Here is an 18,481-nt window from a genome sequence, read left to right on the forward strand (position 1 = left end):
TTGCTTTGTTAGAATGGGAACCAAGCCTAATAGGGCATACAGAGAATTGGATGGAGGGAATAAGATGAAGAAGAAAACAATCGCCTTAATCGCAGCCGTAGTCGTTATCGCAGGAGCCATCACAGCATTCATGTTACTTAACAATAGCCTGGGCAATAATGTTGAGATCGAATCTGTTATTCCTGCGCAGAATCAGGGAACTGAAACCCAGGAGGCGGGAACTGCGAACGCGGCGGCAGCGACTGGTGCTGCAGTTACGGCAGAGCAGCTGAACGGTGCCTGGAGCATTGCGGATACGTCCAAAGTCTACTGGTCAGTGACAACTTCCAAAGAAACTGTTAACTTCGTAGACCCTTCCGTTACCGGAAACTGGGATGTGAACCTGGAGGATGCCAGCTCGATGACGGGCGAAGGAACCGTAGAGATGAGTGCGCTGGATTCCGGCAATGGCCAGCGGGACGAGCATGTCAAGGGAGCAGACTTCCTGGCAGTGACGGAGTTCCCGGAGTCCACATTTACCGTGAGTTCCTTCTCGGAGCTTCCGGCGGAATGGACGGAGGGCACAGCGGTGCCGGTTGAGCTCCAAGGTACGCTGACAGTCAAGGGGATAGAGAAGGATGTTACGTTTGACTCGCAGGCCGTATACAGCGGCGGACAGCTAATGCTGTCGGGCACAACCATGGTTACCTTTGAAGATTTCGGCATGAGCAATCCGCATTCGATTGTGCTGGATACCGAGAATAACCTTGAGGTCCGCCTGGAGCTTGTACTGAGCAAATAATATAGGAATAGCTTGTTTATAAGAAACTCTCCCCGTCACTGCGGATTCGCGGCTGGCGGGGAGAGTTTTTGGCTCGAGTATAAGAATTGATATGCTGTATAGCTTGAACTTGAAAATACACAACGAGGGTGGAGTGGCGGAAGAGAAGTTTGAACTGTAGGAGCGATAGCGTCCGCCTTTAGGTTTGTATTTCTACTGCGAACAGCAGTTTAAATCAGGAAATACAAACCTAACAGTGGCCGGAAGTCAAACATTCTCTGTAGCACGGCTAATCCCCGCAGTGGGATTTTCCCGGTTCAATCTATATAGTGCCTGGGGTGTGAACCGTCAATTAACGGATTCTGAGTCCGTTTGGCCAGCGAATACATCTGATTTGCTGCAATAGAGGATTCTCAGTCCTTTTCACCGGCGGATGAGTTGATTTGTTAAACATTTGATGGTGTACTAAAGGGGGACCTCTATACCCGCTTGCGGGTTCAGAACAAACTCTTCACCCTCCATTTCGAAGGCGGCACTGCCCGGCAGAACAAAGGGGAATTGGTGTGACTGCTGGTGATAATGCTTCACTTCTGAAGTATGAGCTAGCTTCAATGGATTATGTTTGATTCAATGAATTATGATTTGTGGTTGGATTCATCCGGTGATCGTACATAAATATGTCTATAAATTCAATACATCCCCAAGGAGGCAATGAAGTTGGCTGATTATCCGAAACTGGTGCGTGACGGAATACCGGCGCTAATTGCGGCGAACGGGCAAACCTGCAGGACAAGAATCATGGACGAGGAGGAATATATACGGGAGCTGCGTGCGAAGCTGCATGAGGAGCTGGCAGAGTATCTACGGGAGGACAATGACGGACAAGCGCTCGAGGAGCTGGCGGATCTGCTGGAAGTCATCCAGGCTTTGGCGGTAACCCATGGCGGGGACAGCGGTATTCTGGAACAGATCCGTGCTGATAAAGCGGAGCGCCGCGGCGGATTCAAGGAACGGATTCTGCTGCTGCGGGTGGAGAGCAGGGGCTGATAATATTGCCCCGGCGGACGGCGGGAAGCGGGCATCATGTACACACCAGGCACATTTTGATATATTAGTTTTCGCAAACTCGTGACTTAGTCGTAAGTTAGGAAACTTCGGATAAGGCATGTCTATGATATATTAAATCTCCGACATGTGTTCGATTGAAAAATAACTTATATGCCTTATTATCAATGAAAAAACCGATTTTTTTAATGACATATGTTATGATGAATAAGAGGTGACTACATATGTCTGAGATTAAGTATGGACGAGGTTATGTATTCTCCATCCAGTATCATATTGTTTGGTGCGTAAAATATCGTCATAAGGTATTGCTCAATGATGTAGAGATAAGACTTAAAGAAATCCTTAGCCAAATCGCATTAGACAACCACTTTGAGATTGCGGAGATGGAAAGTGACAGCGACCACATTCACTTGCTGGTAGAATGTTCACCGCAACACGCCATTCCTTCCATGATTAAGGCTTTAAAGGGAGTGTCAGCAAGATTGTTGTTCAAAGAGTTTCCTCCACTTAAACAGAAATTGTGGGGCGGTCATCTATGGAATCCCTCTTACTTTGTAGCTACGGTTAGTGAGAACACAGAGAAGCAGATACGGGAATATATTCAAAATCAGAAAGTGAAGTGAGACCCCTGCTAACACATAAAGCGTACAAATTCCGTATATACCCAACCGTAGAACAGCAGATACAGATTGCAAAAACGATGGGATGTAGTCGCTTTGTGTTCAATCACTTTCTGAACCAGTGGAATGAAGCATACAGGGAAACAGGCAGGGGATTAACGTACGCTTCCTGCTGCTCTGAACTCACGAATCTGAAAAAAGAAATCGATTGGCTGAGAGAGCCGGATAAGTTTTCACTGCAAAATGCGTTGAGAAACCTAGATGATTCGTTTAAACGTTTCTTCAAGAAGCAGAATGACGCTCCAAGATTTAAAAGTAAAAAGAATCCTACCCAGTCCTATCAAACGAATTTCACGAATGGAAACATTGCTCTTGTAGGCAAAAAGATAAAGTTGCCGAAACTTGGGCTCGTTCGCTTTGCGAAAAGTCGTGAGGTAGAAGGGCGTATTTTAAATGTGACCCTTAGACGTAATCCTTCGGGTAAGTACTTTGTCTCTGTTCTTGTAGAAACGAATGTAGAGCCCCTTCAACAAACGAATAAAGAAGTCGGAATAGATGTAGGGGTGAAGGATTTTGCGATTTTGTCGGATGGCACCGTATTTGGCAACCCTAAATTCTTTCGTACGCTGGAAGCAAAGCTAGCCGATGCACAACGTATACTTTCTAGAAGACAGGAGTTGGCGCTTACGCAAAAGCGTCCTCTTGCCGAATCCAAGAACTATCAGAAACAAAAAAAGAAAGTTGCACGTATACATGAACACATAACCAATGCTAGGAGCGACTACTTGCATAAAATCTCAACCGAGATCATCAAAAGCCACGATGTAATCGGAATTGAAGATTTATCCATAAGCAATATGCTTAAGAATGGTAACCTTGCCAAAGCGATTAGCGAAGTGTCATGGTCGCAATTCAGAAGGATGCTTGAATACAAAGGAAAATGGTACGGCAAACAGGTTGTAGTCGTAGCCAAGAACTTCGCAAGCAGTCAACGATGTTCAAGTTGCGGATATAAAAATAAAGACGTTAAGAATCTTGCCTTACGTGAATGGGATTGTCCAGAATGCGGAAGCCATCACGATCGAGATATTAACGCAAGTTTAAATCTTAAAAATGAAGCGATAAGACTTCTAACCGTGGGAATTACGGGGATAGCCTAATCAATTAGAAGCCATTAGGTTTCCGTACTTAGGAATCTCGTCACTTTAGTGATGAGTGGTTCAAAGAATCATAGGGACTAAGTTTCATTTAAGAGGAGGATTTAACTAATGACAGAAGATAACGCTTACATGATAAAATGGGGCATTCTCAGCACAGGCTGGATCGCCCATCAGTTCGCTACAGATTTGGCCCATGCCAGCAATGGTGTGGCTTATGCGGTTGGATCGCGCACTCAGGAAAGCGCAGATGAGTTTGCCCGAAATCACGGCATCCCTGTGGCATATGCCACCTACGAGGAATTGGTCAGCGATCCTGAAGTGGATGCGATTTATATTGGAACGCCGCATCCGTTCCACAAAGAGAATGCGCTGCTCGCATTGCGTGCCGGTAAAGCCGTGCTCTGTGAGAAGCCTTTTACCGTGAACAGTGCAGAGCTGGAAGAAATCGTGGCGTATGCCCGCCAGCAGAAGCTGTTCCTGATGGAGGCTATGTGGAGCCGCTATATTCCGGCCAATGCCAAGGTTAGAGAATGGCTCGCAGCAGAGCGTATCGGCGAAGTGCGGCTGGTCAAAGCGGATCTTGGTTTCCGCGCGGACTGGAATCCGGAGGGGCGTCTGCTGAACCCGGCCCTTGGCGGCGGAGCCCTGCTGGATGTCGGTATCTATCCCATCTCCTTCGCGTCGATGGTATTCGGACCTCACCCGGAAGCCGTCTCCAGCACCGTACATATCGGCGAGACTGGTGTGGACGAGCACTTCTCCCTGCTGCTGTCTTATGGGGATGGCAAGTCGGCTTCCCTGAACGGCGGGATTCGCCTGAAGCTGCATGAAGAAGCCTATGTCTATGGAACTGAAGGCTATATCGTGGTCAAAGGCACGCTGGTAAATCCGAAATCGGCTGAGCTGTATATCGGCGGGGAGCTGGTGGAGACCTTTGAGGATGACCGTGCTTCGATCGGGTATTCTTTTGAAGCTGAGGAAGTGGGACGTTGTCTCCAGGCAGGGCTGACGGAAAGCCCGGTGATGACGCTGGATGAGTCCGTTGCGATTCTTAAGCTGCTGGACGGTGTGCGTGAACAATGGGGGCTTAAGTATCCCGGTGAATAAACTGAACCTGACGCCATTATCCCGCAAGCTTCTGCTTCACACTGTAGTCTATCTTGTATTGTTTCTGGTGATCCCGTATTTTCAAAGCGGCGGTTCCGGGGTAATGGAGGATCTTGGCAGCTGGCTGCTGCTGCTGGTTCTGGTGAATCCCACAGCCGTGCTGATTCTTGCTGCGGATTCGGGACTTAAGCTGGGTTTCAACCTGCTGGTATGCCTGTTGCCGTTGCCGCTGTTCGTGTTATCCATCTACGTGTTGTTTGACGGAAGCGGTGCGTTGTTCTATGGCATCATGTACTCCGTAATCGCTCTAATCAGCAATAGTATAGCTGCAAGCGTAAGAAGGAGGAAAAAGGGGGAAACCAAATGACATTGAATGCTGACCGCTACCAGGGCTGCCTGCAGGGTCTGGCCGCTGGAGATGCGCTGGGAACGACCGCTGAGTTCAAAGCACCCGGAACCTTTGAGCCGCTTACGGATATTGTCGGCGGCGGGGTATTTGGTCTCCAGCCGGGACAGTGGACCGATGATACGTCAATGGCGCTCTGCCTTGCGGAGAGTCTGCTTACGAAGCAGGCATTTGATCCTGTGGATCAGATGCAGCGTTATGTGAAGTGGTACCGCGAAGGAGAGCTCAGCAGTACCGGCGAATGTTTCGATATCGGCAATGCGACACGCGCAGCGCTGCATCAATTCGAAGCCGGCGGCGAAGGGTTCAGCGGATCGGAGGATCCTCATTCTGCCGGGAACGGCTCCATTATGCGGCTTGCGCCGGTGGTCATGTACTACGCAGAGAACCCTGCAGAAGCTATCCGCTATGCGGCGCTCAGTTCAAGAACGACGCATGGCGCAGTTGAATGTCTGGATGCCTGCCGTCTGCTCGCGGCGTACATCCTTGCCGGACTGCACGGGTGGAGCAAGCAGGACATGCTGGCCCCGGAGGCTTACCGTGATTGGCTGAATGAAGACAGCCTGACGCCGCATATGCTGAATATTAAGTATGGCTCCTACCGGATCAAGGAGCCGCCTGATATCCAAGGCTCGGGATATGTAGTAGAGTCGCTGGAGGCGGCACTGTGGGCTTTTCACAAATCCTCCAGCTTTGCGGAGGGCGCACTGCTCGCTGTGAATCTGGGCAATGACGCCGATACCACAGGGGCGGTCTACGGCCAGATCGCCGGAGCGTATTACGGGCTGGATGGTATACCGGCAGAATGGCGGAGTAAGCTGGCCATGCGTGAGCTGATCAGTGACTACGCCGGCCGGTTGTTTACAGAACGGGTGGAATAGAAGGAAATAGGCTGCATGAGACAGGCTGAGCGCATCTATAACGGGCACTCAGCCTTTTTTAATTATGGAAAGGGGAGAATGGATATGGGCAAGGGTTGGCGGAAACTGCTGATATGGCTGCTGATTAACATCATCCTGGTAGTATTGACGGATGGGATGACATTCACATATAAAACCGGCGGAACGATATCCGGCAACGGCAATCCGGGAATTATCATGCTTGCGGCGGGATGGCTGTTTGGCATTATTCTTTTGTGCAGTGCGGGCATGGTGCTCTATAGATTATTCCGGTTGAAATCCGTATTCAGCATTCCAAGTCTGTTGATTGCCGTCTCTGCGCTTATTGTGCTGCCGCTCGCGATCTGGCTGGAAGCGGGATATGTCGATGCGTTGAGAGTGCATCTGAGGGGTTTTACCAGAGATGAGGATTCCGTCGTATTCCGCTTCGGCTGGATCAATCAGTATACCAACAACCTGTTCTATAATGCTTATATCCTGGCCGGCGGGATTGCCCTGGTTATCCTTGTGATGTGGATTGCAGCACTGCTGCGGCGGAAAGCCGATATACAGTCCCGGTCGAATTCCGGTTAGTCAGGAGCCGAGGGCAGCGGCGTTTTGTCGATCGGCGATCCTTTTAGGCTGGCTGAATACGATAGGTAGAGATAAGTAGAATGTATGCGAAAAACCGAATGCAATGTGCCAACGATAGGGTTGATGAGCAGTACACTTACGCCAAACCTGACATGGTGTGGATGTGGAAGAAGAGAAGTACGCCGTTAATTTTTTCTGAACAAGGCAGTCCACAGAAAAGCTTCACCAAACAGCGCATCCTCCTGATCCATCTGGCGCATGCGTCTGAACTCTATAAGCTCCAAACCGCTGAAAAAGCTCTTAAGTTTATCCTCGCTGAATCCTAATCCGCCCCGGAGGCTCCGCTGCCGGTATACTTCCCAATCCGTGATCTCCGCACCCATGGCGCCAGCCGCGAAGCAGACCAGTCCGAAATACCCGCCAGGCTTGAGCGTCCTGTTCACCAAATCGAGAAAGGTAACTCTCCGGTAGGGGTAGATGTGATGGAAACATCCGCTGTCATAGATGAGGTCGTAGCTGCCTGGCTCCAGGCTCAGGTCAAAAATATTGCTGCGGGCGAAATTCACCTCCACCTGATGTTTGCGGGCGCGTTCCCTTCCCCAATCTACCGCTGCCTGAGAGATGTCAATGGCATCCACGGCGTAGCCCTGCCGAGCCAGATAAACCGCATTTCTGCCGCCCCCGCAGCCTAATTCCAGCACCTTGCCGGGTGTAATATGCCGCTTGCTTACGTATTCAACCAAATTCTCATCCGGACGATCCTTGAAGAAAGGAATCCCTTTATTCCGGTCCCCGTAGAACTGATCCCACCATTGCCCTTCTTCCCGAAAAAGAGAGTCAAGCATCTTCAGCGTATCCTCATGACTATAGATCGTTTCATGTTTCATATAGCAGCAGTCTCCTTTCATTTCATTCACCCGGTTTAGTTGTTAATGAAGATGGAGAGCCCCGGATATGCCTTCATCAGCTCATGACTGTGTTCATTCAGCCGTGCCTGTTCAAAGCCTGTGCCCAGAAATTCCTGATCCGGCTTAAAAGTCACACTCGTCCCCGTATCCTTCGCGATTCCAACCGTCATCAGTCCGGACTGCGGCACACCATGCCTATATTCCTGGCGGTACATTCTGCCGCCTCGCCGGATATCAACGGTAAGTCTGCCGGAGAGGGCGTTGACCACGGCAATGCTGATTCCCTGCTCAGCACCAGGCACCTTAAAAGCTCCGTCTCCATTAAATCTATGAATATCGGTCAGAATGGATTGAACAGCCGGTATATTGGAATTTGGTAGAGACGCTACCGGAATCCCCCGGCCATTGTCCGTTACGGTTACGCTTCCGTCATCATGCAGAAATATCCCGATTTCGCTGCAATATCCGGCTGCATGCTCCATCACCGGATTCTCGATAACGGCCCACAGCAGGTGATGAACATCGAAATTTTGTGCAGGACCCAGGTAGATCCCCGCGTTATTTCTTGTTCTCATCGTGTCCATATAGTCACTTGTATCCTCCAGAGTACTAACCGAAGCTAGCAGCAGGAGGAAGGGGAGGAGGCGATGAGAAGGGAAAGCATAACGGCCTCCGCTCTCCTGCACTAATAAATCTGCGCCAGTCAATGCTTTGAGATGATGATACAGTTGGCCGGTAGTGCCCATACCCAGACGCTCCACCAGCTCAATGCCTGTAAGCGGCTCCTGAATGACGGATTTCAGAATGTCCAGCCGTTGCCGGTTGCTTAATGCCGCCAGTACTTTGGCTGATTTCTCGTTGTTCACTTCGAGCAGCTGTTCCATTGGGCGCTCCTGGGGTTCCCAGCGGTAGCTTTGTCCGTTAAGACGGGCATGGCCGGAATAAAATACAGATCCGGGTCCCGCGCCGGACTGCTCCGCTTCTGCAGCTGAATTCAAAGATTCCGGCGGAGCAGCATAGGCTGCCAAACTTCTCCGCTCTGTATTCCAATGCTGGACTGCCGCCTGAAGCTCGGCCACCTGCTGCTTCAGCGTATCCAGTTCGCTGCTTAAGTCACGGGTCATGAAAGAAGATCACCTGCTTTCGAAATTATGTAATTACGTAGTTACGTAGTTATTATAATTCATTAGTATTGTTTTGTAAATATTTAGGATGATAGCTTTTATGTGTAAACTAACATTACATATATTCCGAAATATTAATTAACGTGTTAATTTATCTTACGTAAATTTATTGACAACTCTACCTTTTTATCTATAATGATGTATAAGCGGTGGACAATGATGCAGTTGTTGACGTTATTGTGACATAATGTAACATTATTAATAGCTATGAAGGTGTGATCGCAATGATCGCTTCCGCCGGACAATGGAAACAGGATATTTTACGGATTTACAACGAAATCAACAAGAAGCTGTTTAACGCCGGCGTCAAGCAGCAGAAGGTCGACTTCATGGGGAACAAGATTATTATTCTATCCATTAACAGCCGGGTACCCGTACTGAAGGTGCTGGATACCCATGATGCCACGGCCAGCCGCCAGATTAATCTGGTGCTGCATGAAGTATTCAAGTGTGAAATCAAGCAGGCATTTCTGGATGAATTTCAAGTGAATATCAAGGCCGTTCTTAAAGATTATGATGTGGAGACCGAGTATTCGGGTACGATCATAATTTTGGAGAAGGACCTCGAGCATTACCTGAACGTTACGTTGGAACTCTGATCTTCCGGAGAGCCGACCTGCCGTCAGTTTTCGGACATCTGCCCTCTGGGGCTGTGTCTAAAACTGGCGGCTTTTTGTTTATCCGGGCTTACAAATGCTATTAAACCTAATAAGGAGCTGAGTCTATGAAAGCAAAGATTGAGATTGCCGGTGTAAGCAAGTGGTTCCGCCGTGACGGCCAGGAGATTATCGCCATGCAGGAGACGAATCTCTCCATAGAACAAGGCAGATTTGTCAGTATAATCGGCCCCAGCGGCTGCGGCAAATCCACATTGTTCAATATCATAGCAGGTCTGATTCCGCCGTCTACCGGCCGCGTGCTTGCTGACGGTGATGATATCGCCTCAAAGACCGGATATGTCGGATATATGCTGCAGAAGGACATGCTGCTCCCCTGGAGAACGATCCTGGATAACATTATTCTGGGCATGGAGATCCGCGGGGTGCCGCGTAAGGAAGCGGTAGCCCGGGCCCAGCCGCTGATGGACCGCTATGGATTGAAAGGCTTCGGCGGCCATTATCCGGCAGAATTGTCCGGGGGCATGCGCCAGCGGGCAGCGCTGCTCCGCACGCTGCTGTACGACCGGGATATTATTTTGCTGGACGAGCCCTTTGGCGCACTGGATGCCCAGACCCGGCTGACCATGCAGAACTGGCTGCTGGAGATCTGGGAGGATTTCCGCAAGACGGTGTTATTCGTCACCCACGATATTGATGAAGCCATCTACCTGTCTGACGACATTTATGTCTTCTCCGGTCGGCCGGGCAGAATCATTTCCAAGATTACTGTGGATATGCCGCGCCCGAGACATAAGGAGGATACGGTATCTGCGTCATTCATGGAGCTCAAAGCCCATCTGCTGGACCTGCTGTCAGGCGGAGGCGAGGAGCCGGCAGCCCATATCTCGTAGAACTTACAAAACTTGTAGAAGGAGAGAACAACCATGGAGAGTGTGCAAAAGAAAGGGTATGTGATTCACAAGCTGGAGCCGGCCCCGATCCATTCGGTCAAACCTGAGAAAATGCAGAAGGAACCCGTCATCGTGGATGAAGAGGGTATGAAGCGCCGGACACAGCGGATTATCGGGATCGGGCGGCTGACGGTCGGGCTGCTGATCGTGCTCTGCTGGGAGCTGTTTACGCGGATCGGCTGGATGGATTCGTACTATTGGAGCAGCCCGGTTCGGATCCTCAGCACAACCTGGACACAGATGACGCAAGGTACTCTGCTGGAGGATATCGCTTATACCTCCAGCTCGACGGTTCTGGGCTTCATCGGCGGCACCCTGATCGGATCGCTGCTCGGTCTATCCTTCTGGTGGTCACGCAGATTCGCCGGCATCAGTGAACCGTTCCTGATCCTGCTCAATGCCATGCCGAAGCTGGCGCTTGCTCCTGTGCTGGTGATTCTGCTGGGCATCGGATTCTTCTCCAAGGTGGCGCTCGCTTTTGCCATGACGGTAGTCGTTGCAGCCTTATCGGCGCACAGCGGCGTGCAGAGTGTGGACAAGGATATGGAGAAGCTGATGTATTCGCTTGGCGCAAAGCGCCATCAGGTATTTACCAAGGTGGTCATCCCCTGGGCGATGCCCTGGATGATCAGCAGTCTGCGGATTAATATAGCCCTCTCGCTGGCCGGTGCGATTGTCGGGGAATTCATCGCTTCCAGCCACGGAATTGGCCGCATGGTGATCTACGCCGGTACGATCCTTGATATCAATCTCGTCTGGGTAGGGGTTGTGGTCTTGTCTGCTCTGTCGATGGTGATGTATGCGGGAGTGGTGCTGCTGGAGAAATGGCTGTCCAAGGGATACGGGATGAAGAAGGCTTGAGGCGAGAGCAATCATTTATAAGATAAAGGGGAGAAACCAATGATGAATGTAACCAAAGTGAAGTTGTCCGCTGTCCTGCTTGCCTCTGTAATGATCCTGCTCTCCGGCTGCAGCAGCAAAGGGAATGCGGAAGTTGAAGCCGCCGCTGCCGGCAACGAAGCGGGGAAACTCAAGAAGCTGATCATTGCCGAGCCGCTGCACTACACAGGTTATCTGCCGCTGTACGTGGCGCAGCGCGAGGGGTATTTTGCCGATGAAGGGCTTGAGGTTGAAATGCTGCAGGCTGCGGGCGGCACCCATGTGACCTCGGTGGTCAGCGGGGATGCCTGGGGTGTCATCGGCGGACCGGAGTCCAATGCATTGGCGAATATCGGCAACTCGGACCCGATCGTCTCGGTCAGCAATGTGGTGAACCGCGCGAATGTCTATCTGATGGCCAAGAAAGGGACAGCCCCTGCGGGCAGCTCTGAGGAAGAGCTGAAGGCCTTCCTGCAGGACAAGAAATTGAATGCCGGACGTCATGGCGGAACGCCGAACCTGCTGACTCAATATCTGCTGCTGGAGCTTGGGCTTGATCCCCAGAAGGATGTGCGGCTGCTTGAACCGGCGGATGGCTCCACCGTGGTGGCGATGGTTCAGCAGGGGGCTGCGGATATTGCGAACGGTGCGGAGCCGCAGATCAGTGACGGGATCGCCAAGGGGGTATGGGATGAACCCTTTTACAAATTCCATGATATGGGCGACTATGCCTATTCGGTGCTGAGCGTGAAGAAGTCGACCCTGGAGAAGGACCCGGAAACGGTGCAGAAGGCGGTTAACGCCGTCGTGAAAGCACTGAAAGCCATCCAGGAGGATAAAGCTCTGGCGATGAGCGTCCTGAAGGCTGAATTCCCTACACTCTCCGATGATGCGGCACAAGCTGCGCTTGACCGGGCGTATGCCGATCAGCTCTGGAGTCCGGATGGGATGATTTCGGAGGAGGCGCTGGACAAGGACATGGACGTGATGATCAAGACCGGAATCTATAAAGGCGAATATACCTACGATGAGCTGGTCGATATGCAGTTTGTGAACAAGACAGCAGTGAAATAAGCTAAGCGGCGGGCCATAGACCTTCAAAAACTAAAGAGGTGAAGACGATGGAATTAACTGCAGATCTGATTATGCCTGATAAAACCGCACTTATTATAGTAGATGTACAGAACGATTACTGCCATGGGGAAGGTGCACTTGCCACTGGCGGAAATGATGTGTCAGACGTTCGCGAGATGATGCCGCAGCTGCATGGGTTGATCGCAGCGGCGAGGACACAGGGCGTGCCGGTGATCTATATCCAGACCTTCCATGAAAAGGCGACCGATTCGCCGGTCTGGACTTCCCGCTCCGGGCGCGGTTCGCTGGGGGTCTGCCGCAGAGGAAGCTGGGGGGCTGAATTCTACGAGGTGGCCCCGCTTCCTGAGGAGATTATTGTCAATAAACACCGGTATAGCGCCTTTATCAATACCCGCCTCGATTCTGTGCTGCGTTCGCAGCGGATCGAAACCCTGATTATGACAGGAGTGAGCACCAATGTGTGCGTGGAGTCGACGGCAAGGGACGGCTTCATGCTGGATTATCAGATTGTGATGGTTCAGGATGCCTGTGCCTCCTATTCCCGGGCCGCCCATGAGATGACGCTGGAGAACATGAAGGGCTACTTCGGCGTGGTGGCTTCAGCCGCAGACATTGAAGAGAGCTGGAAGATGTGGAATCAGCCCGCCCTGCAGCGGATGATATGAATTCACCGGTACGGTCTTCAGGGCAAGCCGTGAACCGTTCGGCGGTCAAGGTGGTTATCTGCCTCGGGGCCTTTCTGTCCAATCTATCTGCCGGTATGTTCAATATTTCGCTCATCGATATTGCGGCTGATCTGCGGTTCCCGGTGGCCTCTGCCCAGTGGATCGTCAGCATCTATCTGCTGGTGATCTCGGTGCTGCTGCCTGTAATGGGCCGGCTGGGAGACAGGTTCGGCCGCCGTAAGGTGCATAATCTGGGCCTGTTCGCTTTCGCGGCGGGCGCCCTGGGCTGTGCGCTTGCCCAGAACGAAGCCATGCTGCTTGGCTTCAGAGTCATGCAGGGAGCCGGGGCCTCCATGTATCAGGCGACCAATATGGCCCTCATTGTCTCTGTATTTCCAGCCGGGCAGCGGGGCAGGGCACTTGGGCTGATGAGCACCTTCGTCGCTGCCGGCTCCATGGCAGGTCCCGGTCTGGGCGGGTTCCTAATCCAGTGGTTCACCTGGGAGAGCAACTTCTGGCTGCTGGCCGTAGTGGCGGCGGGCGTAGGCGTGCTTGCGCACAGGCTGATTCCCCGGGATTCGGAAACGGCCGGGGGCAGGCTGGATCTCGCCGGAGCTGCCTGGTTTGCGGCCTGTCTCTCCTCGCTGATGATAGCCTTCGATCTCGGCGGCCGCTCCTCATTCCTGTCTCTGCCCGTGCTGCTGTTGCTCGCAACTTCAGCCGGAATGGCGGCTGCTTATACGGCACATGCCCGCTTCTCCCGCAGCAGGGATAAGAGGGGGCCGCTTGGTGAATTCCCGCCAGCGGACAGCGGTGTCAGCCTGTTCACTGACCGGAGCTTTGCCGCCGGCATCGCCATTACGGTTATCACGTATATGGCGGCCTTCGCCGCACAGCTGGCTTTGCCCTCGCTGCTGCGTATATCCGGGGCCGAGCCTGCCTGGGTGGGGCTGATCATGATTGGATATCCGCTGGCGCTGGTGGTGACCGCTCCTGTCAGCGGGAGCATCGCGGACCGCAAAGGGCCGCTCGGCATCCTTACCGCCGGACTGCTGCTGATGAGTGTCACGCTGCTGGCGCTGGGCTTCGGCTCACCTGTGCTGAGGACAAGTGCAATGGTGCTGCCGGTTATGCTGCTCGGCTGCGCAATGGGGATGATTACTTCACCTAACACAAGTATTGTTATGGGGCAGGCGTCGAAATCGCAGCTTGGCCGGGTCAGCAGCCTGCTCGCCTTGTCACGCAACATTGGCATGATGTTCGGCACGGCGGCAGGCGGATTGATGATTGGTGACAGAGGCAGTCCGAACGGGAGCTTTCTGGCTGTATTCGCTGTCTGTGCAGCCGCAGTAGGCCTTTCTTCAGTCTGGCAGCTGTATTCTTTCCGTCACAGCAGCAAGCGCAAAGCGGCGGAACAACTCCATATACCCTATAAATAAGAAGGAGCCTCTGCCCGCTGGGCGGAGGCGCCATAACCGGCTAAAGTAATTTTCAGCATTGAAAAGAAATACCGATGTTGGTATGGTGAAATTGCCCGTGTAAATATATGGTTATCTTATGAGATTCATAGCCTACTACGATCTGTCGCTGCGGTATATTATTCACCGCGTGAAGGATGATCAGGAGATCCGCATTCAGTATATTTTTACAGGTAAGGTGGCAGCGGGCCATTCTGCAGGATTGGGAAGGACAGGTGAAACGATGAAGGACAAGGTTTCCATTCTCGGGGTTCCATTCTCCAAGCTGACGCTTGAACAGACAACCTCGCTGCTGGACAGGCACATCGGGGGCGGACAGGGAGGGGTGTTTCACCTGATTACAGCGAACCCGGAGATTACATTGGCCAGTCAATCGGATGGGCGGCTCCGGGAGATTATCTGCTCGGCGGATCTGATCGTGCCAGACGGGATCGGGATTATAATGGCAGCTCGAAGACAGGGCAATCCCATTCCGGAGCGGGTGACCGGCTACGATCTGCTGCTAAGCCTGCTTGTGAAGGGGAATGAGCAGGGCTGGAGTTTCTATTTTCTCGGGACGGATGAAGTGACCAGCGGACAAGCGGTGGAGAGAATTGCCCTGCGCTATCCGCAGGTGAAGATTGCCGGAAGGCATCACGGATTCTTTACGGCAGCCGAGGAGCCAGGGGTTATCGCCGGTATTCAGCAGGCCAAGCCGGATATTCTCATTCTTGCGATGGGCGCTCCCTATTCGGACAAATGGCTGTATAAGCATAAGGAGGCGCTCAGCGGGGTTAAGGTTGTGTTTGGCGTTGGCGGCAGTCTGGACGTAATCTCGGGCAAAGTGAAGCCGGCACCGGCCATCTGGAAAAAGCTGAATCTGGAGTGGGCCCACAGGCTCCTGTTCGCACCTGTTGCCAAAGGCCAGAAATCACGCTGGCGCAGACAATCCGCCCTGCCCAAATTCGTCTACCGGACGATGATCCGAAAATGAAGGAGACGATTCAATTAAAGAGTGTTGAACAGGAAAGGGGCAGAGTTCATGTCTAAGAGCTTTGAAGTGGTACTCAAAAAGGTAGTCGATCATTCTTACATTATTGAGATTGGCGAGGGTCTGTTCGGTTCCCTGATCCGCGATCTGCAGCAGGGACTTCTGCCGGATGTAAGCAAGTTCGCCATTATTACCGATTCTACGGTCGAGCCGCTGTACGGCCGTCCCTTACTGGAGCTGCTGCGGCGTAGCGGCTTTCAGGCGGATTTATTTTCTTTTCCGGCCGGAGAGAGCTCCAAAACCCGTGAAACTAAGGCACTGCTGGAAGACCAGCTGTTAAGCCAGGCCTACGGGCGGGATTGCTGCATTATTGCCGTGGGCGGCGGAGCCGTAACGGATCTGGCGGGTTTTCTGGCCGGCACCTTTGGCCGCGGGGTCCCTGCCCTGAATTATGCAACCACTCTGCTGGCAGCGGCAGATGCCTCTGTCGGCGGCAAAACAGGCGTGAATACACCTGTCGCCACGAACCTGATCGGCGTGTTCCACCAGCCCCGCAAAGTGTACATAGACCTGGCAGCATGGCGCACCCTTCCAGCCCGTGAGTTCCGCAGCGGCCTGGCGGAGACGATCAAGCATGCCTGCCTGGCCGATGAGACTTTCTTCCGTTACCTGGAGGAGAATATCGGCAGGATCATCTCAGAACAGGGTGGGCTTATCCTGGATGCGGAAGTGTGCGGACATATCGCGCTGACGAACTGCCGGATCAAATACGAAGTGGTGGAACAGGATGAGCATGAGAGCAACCTGCGGCAGATTCTGAATCTGGGTCATACGGCAGGCCGGGCGCTTGAGGCGCTCAGCGGCTACCAGCTGCTGCATGGTGAGGCCGTTGCAGTCGGGCTTGTCATTCAGGCCAGGCTGGGTGTGAAGTATGGATATATGACGGCTGAGCAGGCTGATCGTGTAGTCTCACTGCTGAAGAAGGCAGGCTTGCCGACGGAAATCCCGGATTCTATTTCTAACAGGGCACTGGTGGACAAGATGTACACAGACAAAAAAGTGCGCAGCGGCCGTATCCGCTTCGTCTTCCAGGACGGCATCGGAGAGATGAAGCGTTTCGCAGACGGCTCCTATTCGGTTCCGGTTGAAGAGGCGGATATCATGGAGCTGCTGGAGGAAATACGCGGCAACTGATGCATATAAAGAGTGCCGCGATTTATTTTAACCGATCGGGAAGTTGTCCCCTCCATGTTTCGCAAAAGAAGACGCAAGAGACAAACGGCAGAATCACCGTTCATCTCTTGCGTCTTCTGGCATGCCCGGATCATCCGCCGGATCAGGGTATCTGAATGCTTAAACTACCAATCGAATCTACAATAAAAACAGGTACATACTGCTCGCCGGCATCCGTCTCCGCATAGTCATAGCCGTTCTCGAACTGGCCGCTGACGACAGCTAATCCGGTAACCCCGCCGGTTTCGCCTTGGAGGATCAGATAACGCCCGTTCGAGCTGGCGACCATTCTTCCGGCAGAGTCGATGTAAATATCGCACGAGAGAGTCACTTTCTCATAAGGATGAAGTTCCAGCTGTGTAGCGTCTATAGTGGTATACGTAACCTCCCGGTAGATTTCCGAGAACTCATACGCACCGTTCACTTGGCGGAAAATGGCTGTCTGCCCGTCTTGACCTTCGGCTAGGTCTGTATCCGATACGCGGATGGAGCCGTCTTCTGCCATCAGCTCATAGCCGCCGCCGGCAAAGCTGAACAACTGCGAGATCCCCTCGGGCCTAATGGTGTAGGCTGTAAACGTACGGCGCCCGTCCTCACGGCTGCCTATAGCTGTAACTACAGGTACTTCTGAATAGACAGACAGTGACTCGTCATAAGTAAGCTCTATCAGCGCATCCGCATCCGGAACGGTGCCGCCGGTGCGGGTGGAGAGTGTTCCGTCATCGCTCATATCGGCGTAGACCAGCCTGCCGCTGGCGTCCACTCCGGCCACAGCCACCTTAGCGCCGTAGCGTCCGGTCACGGAGGCCGTAAGGGTATAGCTGCCTTGCACATCTCCGCCGGGCAGCAGCCGCACCGGTTCAGCGGTATTCCAGGCGAGTGTCGCAGCGGCAACCGCCTCGGAGGTGTCCTGCAGCGGATTCAGATCCCCGTAGAGCCGGATGGCTTCGGCATATTGCCCGCCCCGGACCTGGCGCGCCGCCTCGCGGAGCAGCCTGCTAGTGCTGCTGTCGATTAGCTTCAGCACTTTGGAGGATTTCAGGCCAGCTGACTCAGCGTACTTGCGGTAGGCAACAGCGTGTCCGGCGAAGGCAGCGGCACGATCGCCGTCCAGGTCCTTGCTCAGAATAAGTGTGGTACTTTCCTGAACCTGATCCGCTATCCAGTCTGCTGTATAACTATGGCTTTGATAAGCCTCTTCCATTGATAAGGCGCTGTCCAGCATAGGCTGGAAGCTTCCGGCTGCTGCCAGAGCCTTCAGCCTGGCGGTGTCATGAGCCTCGAATTTCGCAGCCAGTAATTCTTCCTTGGCCCCGGGCCCGCCGTAATAGGCATCGGGGATTTGCAGCAGGCTCCATTTGACACTCTCTGCGCTTCCGGCGCCGGTCGTGTTATTCGCTGCGTTCTTCTGGCTCTCCGTGAGCCCGGCAAGAAACTGTTCCTTGAACTGCCGGAACCCTGCCGTCATCTTCTCCGAAATGCCTGAATCAGCAGACAGCTGTCGATAATAGACCTCATAAAGTCCTCCCGTAACCATATACTTGCTCTTCAGGCTGAGCAGGGAGGCGTAACTCTCCATATATCCGGTGAAATCCTTGACCGTTAACTGGTCTTCCAGGGTTAATACCAGTCCCCGTAGGCTGCTGCGTATAGCCGTTATGGGAGCGAGCTCTTTAAGCCGTGCGTTAATCTGCTCTTCCTTGTATAAGATTGCCGTGTTTGCCGCTGCCAGCCGGTACTGGTTCTCGGCAGCGATAAGCTCTCCTGCAGCATACAGCCGCTCAGCCTCACGCACGGTCTGAATCTTGTCCTCTATCGCCAGGGCCTTCTGTCCCAGCAGAACCAGCATGAAGATACACAGAATGATCATAATATTCCGCAGGGTTAATGCTTGTTTGATCGTCAT

Annotated in this window: 19 protein-coding genes; 16 read left to right on the top strand and 3 right to left on the bottom strand. The window is 52.7% G+C overall.

Annotated features, from left to right (window positions below; translation table 11 throughout):
• The first annotated feature begins 64 nt into the window (after window positions 1–64).
• The 8 genes from R50912_RS04530 (at window position 65) to R50912_RS04565 (ending at window position 6,593) form a co-directional block, all read left to right on the top strand.
• Window positions 65–781, top strand: coding sequence for a YceI family protein (locus R50912_RS04530; RefSeq protein ID WP_042232759.1), 717 nt, complete (start codon window positions 65–67; stop codon window positions 779–781).
• A gap of 696 nt (window positions 782–1,477) precedes the next feature.
• Complete coding sequence (locus R50912_RS04535; protein WP_156122938.1) at window positions 1,478–1,807, top strand: nucleoside triphosphate pyrophosphohydrolase; 330 nt, start codon at window positions 1,478–1,480, stop codon at window positions 1,805–1,807.
• A gap of 242 nt (window positions 1,808–2,049) precedes the next feature.
• On the top strand, window positions 2,050–2,451 hold the full coding sequence (gene tnpA / locus R50912_RS04540) for an IS200/IS605 family transposase (RefSeq protein ID WP_042232763.1): 402 nt from the start codon (window positions 2,050–2,052) through the stop codon (window positions 2,449–2,451).
• Between the two features lie 5 nt (window positions 2,452–2,456).
• Window positions 2,457–3,608, top strand: a complete 1,152-nt coding sequence (gene tnpB / locus R50912_RS04545) for an IS200/IS605 family element RNA-guided endonuclease TnpB (RefSeq protein ID WP_042241554.1) — start codon at window positions 2,457–2,459, stop codon at window positions 3,606–3,608.
• Between the two features lie 108 nt (window positions 3,609–3,716).
• Complete coding sequence (locus R50912_RS04550; RefSeq protein ID WP_042232765.1) at window positions 3,717–4,715, top strand: Gfo/Idh/MocA family protein; 999 nt, start codon at window positions 3,717–3,719, stop codon at window positions 4,713–4,715.
• The gene (locus R50912_RS04555; RefSeq protein WP_042133833.1) at window positions 4,708–5,082 is read left to right on the top strand and encodes a hypothetical protein; all 375 of its coding nucleotides are present in this window, start codon (window positions 4,708–4,710) and stop codon (window positions 5,080–5,082) included. The genes R50912_RS04550 and R50912_RS04555 overlap by 8 nt, the downstream gene beginning before the upstream one ends.
• Window positions 5,079–6,002 carry an ADP-ribosylglycohydrolase family protein gene (locus R50912_RS04560; RefSeq protein ID WP_042133835.1) on the top strand — a complete coding sequence of 308 codons (924 nt, stop codon included), beginning with the start codon at window positions 5,079–5,081 and terminating at the stop codon, window positions 6,000–6,002. Before R50912_RS04555 ends, R50912_RS04560 begins: the two co-directional genes overlap by 4 nt.
• A gap of 84 nt (window positions 6,003–6,086) precedes the next feature.
• Window positions 6,087–6,593 carry a hypothetical protein gene (locus tag R50912_RS04565; RefSeq protein ID WP_156122940.1) on the top strand — a complete coding sequence of 169 codons (507 nt, stop codon included), beginning with the start codon at window positions 6,087–6,089 and terminating at the stop codon, window positions 6,591–6,593.
• 185 nt (window positions 6,594–6,778) lie between these two features.
• Here R50912_RS04565 and R50912_RS04570 read toward each other — a convergent pair whose 3' ends face one another.
• Window positions 6,779–7,480, bottom strand: a complete 702-nt coding sequence (locus tag R50912_RS04570; protein ID WP_042232768.1) for a class I SAM-dependent methyltransferase — start codon at window positions 7,478–7,480, stop codon at window positions 6,779–6,781.
• 35 nt (window positions 7,481–7,515) lie between these two features.
• Complete coding sequence (locus tag R50912_RS04575) at window positions 7,516–8,625, bottom strand: ATP-binding protein (RefSeq protein ID WP_042232770.1); 1,110 nt, start codon at window positions 8,623–8,625, stop codon at window positions 7,516–7,518.
• A gap of 284 nt (window positions 8,626–8,909) precedes the next feature.
• Between R50912_RS04575 and R50912_RS04580 the strand changes: the two genes are divergently transcribed.
• The 8 genes from R50912_RS04580 to aroB all read left to right on the top strand — a co-directional run bounded on the left by R50912_RS04580 (window position 8,910) and on the right by aroB (window position 16,536).
• Window positions 8,910–9,284, top strand: a complete 375-nt coding sequence (locus tag R50912_RS04580; RefSeq protein ID WP_197073036.1) for a Na-translocating system protein MpsC family protein — start codon at window positions 8,910–8,912, stop codon at window positions 9,282–9,284.
• Between the two features lie 125 nt (window positions 9,285–9,409).
• Window positions 9,410–10,195, top strand: coding sequence for an ABC transporter ATP-binding protein (locus tag R50912_RS04585; RefSeq protein WP_042232771.1), 786 nt, complete (start codon window positions 9,410–9,412; stop codon window positions 10,193–10,195).
• A gap of 111 nt (window positions 10,196–10,306) precedes the next feature.
• Window positions 10,307–11,116 carry an ABC transporter permease gene (locus R50912_RS04590; RefSeq protein WP_442950511.1) on the top strand — a complete coding sequence of 270 codons (810 nt, stop codon included), beginning with the start codon at window positions 10,307–10,309 and terminating at the stop codon, window positions 11,114–11,116.
• 42 nt (window positions 11,117–11,158) lie between these two features.
• Window positions 11,159–12,208, top strand: coding sequence for an ABC transporter substrate-binding protein (locus tag R50912_RS04595; protein WP_042241559.1), 1,050 nt, complete (start codon window positions 11,159–11,161; stop codon window positions 12,206–12,208).
• A 47-nt stretch (window positions 12,209–12,255) separates the two neighbouring features.
• Window positions 12,256–12,894 (top strand): cysteine hydrolase family protein, encoded by a 639-nt coding sequence (locus R50912_RS04600; RefSeq protein WP_042232776.1) that lies wholly within the window; start codon window positions 12,256–12,258, stop codon window positions 12,892–12,894.
• Entirely contained in the window at window positions 12,861–14,333 is a 1,473-nt protein-coding gene (locus tag R50912_RS04605) for an MFS transporter (protein WP_156122942.1), read from the top strand. Before R50912_RS04600 ends, R50912_RS04605 begins: the two co-directional genes overlap by 34 nt.
• Before the next feature lie 118 nt (window positions 14,334–14,451).
• Window positions 14,452–15,345, top strand: a complete 894-nt coding sequence (locus tag R50912_RS04610) for a WecB/TagA/CpsF family glycosyltransferase (protein WP_231637771.1) — start codon at window positions 14,452–14,454, stop codon at window positions 15,343–15,345.
• Between the two features lie 48 nt (window positions 15,346–15,393).
• Window positions 15,394–16,536: a 3-dehydroquinate synthase gene (aroB, locus tag R50912_RS04615; protein WP_042232778.1), complete on the top strand. Its 1,143-nt coding sequence runs from the start codon at window positions 15,394–15,396 to the stop codon at window positions 16,534–16,536.
• Window positions 16,537–16,678: 142 nt separating this feature from the next.
• On the opposite strand, the gene R50912_RS04620 is transcribed toward aroB, so the two are convergent.
• Window positions 16,679–18,481, bottom strand: a complete 1,803-nt coding sequence (locus R50912_RS04620; RefSeq protein WP_042232780.1) for a hypothetical protein — start codon at window positions 18,479–18,481, stop codon at window positions 16,679–16,681.

Origin of the sequence: Paenibacillus sp. FSL R5-0912, assembly GCF_000758605.1 — a bacterium.
Taxonomy (GTDB): domain Bacteria; phylum Bacillota; class Bacilli; order Paenibacillales; family Paenibacillaceae; genus Paenibacillus_AQ.